Consider the following 5561-nt stretch of genomic DNA (forward strand, 5'->3'; position numbering starts at 1 on the left):
TTTTTTGTATTTTTTTGTGGCAGGGATGAATTTTTGACGGACATTTTTGTTTGTTAGTTTTTTGTTTTTGTCAGTTTTTTGGATTGGTCAGGTTTTGCTTTCTGGCTTGTGTTGAAATTGCTGGCCCTTTTGGGGGTTGGTTGTTTTGATGTTTTTTGTTGGAGAGTTTGATCCTGGCTCAGGACGAACGCTGGCGGCGTGCTTAACACATGCAAGTCGAACGGAAAGGCCCAGCTTGCTGGGTACTCGAGTGGCGAACGGGTGAGTAACACGTGGGTGATCTGCCCTGCACTCTGGGATAAGCCTGGGAAACTGGGTCTAATACCGGATATGACTCTGCGCTGCATGGCGTGGGGTGGAAAGCTTTTGCGGTGTGGGATGGGCCCGCGGCCTATCAGCTTGTTGGTGGGGTAATGGCCTACCAAGGCGACGACGGGTAGCCGACCTGAGAGGGTGATCGGCCACACTGGGACTGAGACACGGCCCAGACTCCTACGGGAGGCAGCAGTGGGGAATATTGCACAATGGGCGCAAGCCTGATGCAGCGACGCCGCGTGAGGGATGACGGCCTTCGGGTTGTAAACCTCTTTCGCTAGGGACGAAGCGCAAGTGACGGTACCTGGAGAAGAAGCACCGGCCAACTACGTGCCAGCAGCCGCGGTAATACGTAGGGTGCGAGCGTTGTCCGGAATTACTGGGCGTAAAGAGCTCGTAGGCGGTTTGTCGCGTCGTCTGTGAAATTCTGCAGCTTAACTGCAGGCGTGCAGGCGATACGGGCAGACTTGAGTACTACAGGGGAGACTGGAATTCCTGGTGTAGCGGTGAAATGCGCAGATATCAGGAGGAACACCGGTGGCGAAGGCGGGTCTCTGGGTAGTAACTGACGCTGAGGAGCGAAAGCGTGGGGAGCGAACAGGATTAGATACCCTGGTAGTCCACGCCGTAAACGGTGGGTACTAGGTGTGGGGCTCATTTCACGAGTTCCGTGCCGTAGCTAACGCATTAAGTACCCCGCCTGGGGAGTACGGCCGCAAGGCTAAAACTCAAAGGAATTGACGGGGGCCCGCACAAGCGGCGGAGCATGTGGATTAATTCGATGCAACGCGAAGAACCTTACCTGGGTTTGACATACACCAGAAAGCTATAGAGATATAGCCCCCCTTGTGGTTGGTGTACAGGTGGTGCATGGCTGTCGTCAGCTCGTGTCGTGAGATGTTGGGTTAAGTCCCGCAACGAGCGCAACCCTTGTCCTGTATTGCCAGCGGGTTATGCCGGGGACTTGCAGGAGACTGCCGGGGTCAACTCGGAGGAAGGTGGGGATGACGTCAAGTCATCATGCCCCTTATGTCCAGGGCTTCACACATGCTACAATGGCGCGTACAGAGGGCTGCGAGACCGTGAGGTGGAGCGAATCCCTTAAAGCGCGTCTCAGTTCGGATTGGGGTCTGCAACTCGACCCCATGAAGTCGGAGTCGCTAGTAATCGCAGATCAGCAACGCTGCGGTGAATACGTTCCCGGGCCTTGTACACACCGCCCGTCACGTCATGAAAGTCGGTAACACCCGAAGCCGGTGGCCTAACCCCTTGTGGGAGGGAGCTGTCGAAGGTGGGATCGGCGATTGGGACGAAGTCGTAACAAGGTAGCCGTACCGGAAGGTGCGGCTGGATCACCTCCTTTCTAAGGAGCAGACAACAATTCTCATGCCATGCTCGAATGTAGTGTGGGTGGGTGTTTGTTCATGGGTGAAACACAAGAAGTCCAGGCGTGTGGCCGGCATCTGTATACGTGTGTATGTGGGTGGTGGTTGCGGTGAGTTTGGGGATCATTCTGGGTGACTGGATGGTCGGATATTGCACACTATCGGGGTTCTGAGGGAACACATGTCGTTTCTTTGACGGGTGTTGTCCTTTGGTGCTCGCTGGATTTCCGCGCCCTGTTTGGGGTGTGTGGGGTCGGGTGGGTGTGTGTTGTTTGAGAAGTGGATAGTGGATGCGAGCATCTTATATTTGTAGATGTGTATTGCAATTTCAAAGATTTGTTTGTGTTGTCCACATTCGTGTCACAACTGTTTTGTGCTGGGGTTGCTGATATCCACTCTCTCTGTTTTTTTGGGGGGTGTGGTTGGTTGGTGATTGTTGGTGGGGTGGTTGTGGTGTGTTTGTGGGTGTTGTTGTAAGTGTTTTAGGGCGTTCGGTGGATGCCTTGGTACCAGGAGCCGATGAAGGACGTGGTAGGCCGCGATAGTCCTCGGGGAGTTGTCAAACGAGCTGTGATCCGAGGGTGTCCGAATGGGGAAACCCAGCACGAGTTATGTCGTGTTACCGCCCGGTGAATGTATAGCCGGGTTGGAGGGAACGTGGGGAAGTGAAACATCTCAGTACCCACAGGAAGAGAAAACAATTGTGATTCCGTGAGTAGTGGCGAGCGAAAGCGGATGAGGCTAAACCATGCGTATGTGATACTCGGCAGGGGTTGTGCGTGTGGGGTTGTGGGAGTGTCGTTCTTCGTGCTGCCGTGCGGAGCGCCAGTAAGAAAATCTTTCGTTAGGTGAAGTGGCCTGGAATGGTCTGCCGTAGTGGGTGAGAGTCCCGTAACTGTAAGCGATTGGTCTGGTGTCGATGTGTCCCAAGTAGCAGCGGGCTCGTGGAATCTGCTGTGAATCTGCCGGGACCACCCGGTAAGCCTAAATACTCTCTGGTGACCGATAGCGGACTAGTACCGTGAGGGAAAGGTGAAAAGTACCCCGGGAGGGGAGTGAAATAGTACCTGAAACCGGACGCTTACAATCCGTCAGAGCCTTCCACATTTTGTGTGGTGGGGTGATGGCGTGCCTTTTGAAGAATGAGCCTGCGAGTTAGTGCTCAGTGGCGAGGTTAACCCGTGTGGGGTAGCCGTAGCGAAAGCGAGTCTGAATAGGGCGATATGAGTCGCTGGGTCTAGACCCGAAGCGGAGTGATCTACCCATGGCCAGTGTGAAGCGACGGTAAGACGTCGTGGAGGCGCGAACCCACTTCAGTTGAAAATGGAGGGGATGAGTTGTGGGTAGGGGTGAAAGGCCAATCAAACTCCGTGATAGCTGGTTCTCCCCGAAATGCATTTAGGTGCAGCGTCACGTGTTTCTTACTGGAGGTAGAGCTACTGGATGGCCGATGGGCCCTACTAGGTTACTGACGTCAGCCAAACTCCGAATGCCGGTAAGTGAGAGCGTGGCAGTGAGACTGCGGGGGATAAGCTTCGTAGTCGAGAGGGAAACAGCCCAGATCGCCGGCTAAGGCCCCTAAGCGTGTACTAAGTGGAAAAGGATGTGGGGTCGCGAAGACAACCAGGAGGTTGGCTTAGAAGCAGCCATCCTTGAAAGAGTGCGTAATAGCTCACTGGTCAAGTGATCCTGCGCCGACAATGTAGCGGGGCTCAAGTACACCGCCGAAGCCGCGGCACTCACACAATCATCGGTGATGTTTCTTCGGGAATGTTGTCTAGTGGTGTGGGTGGGTAGGGGAGCGTCCTGCATCCGTGGAAGCGCCGGAGTGATCCAGGTGTGGAGGGTGTGGGAGTGAGAATGCAGGCATGAGTAGCGAAAGACAAGTGAGAAACTTGTCCGCCGAATGACCAAGGGTTCCTGGGCCAGGTTAATCCGCCCAGGGTGAGTCGGGACCTAAGGCGAGGCCGACAGGCGTAGTCGATGGACAACGGGTTGATATTCCCGTACCCGTGCATCCGCGACCAATGGCGAATCATCTGTACTAACCACCCAAAAGCATCGTGTACTTTCTTCGGATTGTGTGCGGTGTGGCTGCGTGGGACCTTGGGTGTAGTAGTCAAGCGATGGGGTGACGCAGGAAGGTAGCTGGGCCAGTCAGTGGTTGTACTGGTGTAAGCCTGTAGAGCGAGGCATAGGTAAATCCGTGTCTCATATAGCTTGAGAGGTGATGCGTAGCCGTTGTGGCGAATTCAGTGATCCTATGCTGCCGAGAAAAGCCTCTAGTGAGTTGGTGCATGGCCCGTACCCCAAACCGACACAGGTGGTCAGGTAGAGAATACTAAGGCGATCGAGATAACTGTGGTTAAGGAACTCGGCAAATTGCCCCCGTAACTTCGGGAGAAGGGGGACCACTGCTGGTGATGAGTCGTGCACTCTGAGCTGGTGGTGGTCGCAGAGACCAGAGAGAAGCGACTGTTTACTAAAAACACAGGTCCGTGCGAAGTCGTAAGACGATGTATACGGACTGACGCCTGCCCGGTGCTGGAAGGTTAAGAGGACCGGTTAACCACCTTGTGTGGTGAAGCTGAGAATTTAAGCCCCAGTAAACGGCGGTGGTAACTATAACCATCCTAAGGTAGCGAAATTCCTTGTCGGGTAAGTTCCGACCTGCACGAATGGCGTAACGACTTCTCTGCTGTCTCAACCACAGACTCGGCGAAATTGCAGTACGAGTAAAGATGCTCGTTTCGCGCGGCAGGACGAAAAGACCCCGGGACCTTCACTATAGCTTGGTATTGGTGTTCGGTACGGTTTGTGTAGGATAGGTGGGAGACTGTGAAGCGGCCACGCTAGTGGTGGTGGAGTCGTTGTTGAAATACCACTCTGATCGTATTGGGCTTCTAACCTCGGACCCTGATCGGGTTCAGGGACAGTGCCTGGTGGGTAGTTTAACTGGGGCGGTTGCCTCCTAAAATGTAACGGAGGCGCCCAAAGGTTCCCTCAGCCTGGATGGCAATCAGGTGTTGAGTGTAAGTGCACAAGGGAGCTTGACTGTGAGACGTACATGTCGAGCAGGGACGAAAGTCGGGACTAGTGATCCGGCACCGGCAAGTGGAAGCGGTGTCGCTCAACGGATAAAAGGTACCCCGGGGATAACAGGCTGATCTTCCCCAAGAGTCCATATCGACGGGATGGTTTGGCACCTCGATGTCGGCTCGTCGCATCCTGGGGCTGGAGTAGGTCCCAAGGGTTGGGCTGTTCGCCCATTAAAGCGGCACGCGAGCTGGGTTTAGAACGTCGTGAGACAGTTCGGTCTCTATCCGCCGCGCGCGATTAGAAACTTGAGGAAACCTGTCCCTAGTACGAGAGGACCGGGACGGACGAACCTCTGGTGTGCCAGTTGTTCTACCAAGAGCACTGCTGGTTAGCTACGTTCGGAAGGGATAACCGCTGAAAGCATCTAAGCGGGAAGCCTGTTCCAAGATGAGGTTTCTCACCTGCCCTCGGGCAGGGTAAGGCCCCCTACAGACCATGGGGTTGATAGGCCAGAACTGTACGCATAGCAATATGTTCAGGTGACTGGTACTAATAGGCCGAGGACTTACTAACAACACTCACACACATTTACGTATTGTAAGAATGTATGTCGCATCCACTATCTACTTCTGAGGCCGCACACGCGATAACCTCATATTGTTTCGGTGGCTATAGCGGAGGGGAAACGCCCGGCCCCATTCCGAACCCGGAAGCTAAGCCCTCCAGCGCCGATGGTACTGCACCCTAACCAGTGTGGGAGAGTAGGACACCGCCGAACTAAACCCGAGTTAGAGCCCCCAACACCACGTGTTGGGGGCTCTA

3 rRNA genes are annotated in these 5561 nt (G+C 54.6%); all 3 read left to right on the forward strand.

From position 1 onward, the window contains the following. Positions 1-155: 155 nt before the first annotated feature. The 3 genes from L5G33_RS19180 (at position 156) to rrf (ending at position 5517) form a co-directional block, all read left to right on the forward strand. Positions 156-1678: ribosomal RNA gene (locus L5G33_RS19180) — 16S ribosomal RNA — on the forward strand. A 493-nt stretch (positions 1679-2171) separates the two neighbouring features. Then, positions 2172-5312: ribosomal RNA gene (locus L5G33_RS19185) — 23S ribosomal RNA — on the forward strand. A gap of 88 nt (positions 5313-5400) precedes the next feature. Next, positions 5401-5517 (forward strand): 5S ribosomal RNA (rrf, locus tag L5G33_RS19190). The 16S, 23S and 5S rRNA genes sit together here, the layout of an rRNA operon. Positions 5518-5561: the final 44 nt, after the last annotated feature.

The sequence above is a fragment of the Gordonia liuliyuniae genome (assembly GCF_021738805.1).
GTDB classification, from domain to species: Bacteria; Actinomycetota; Actinomycetes; order Mycobacteriales; family Mycobacteriaceae; genus Gordonia; species Gordonia liuliyuniae.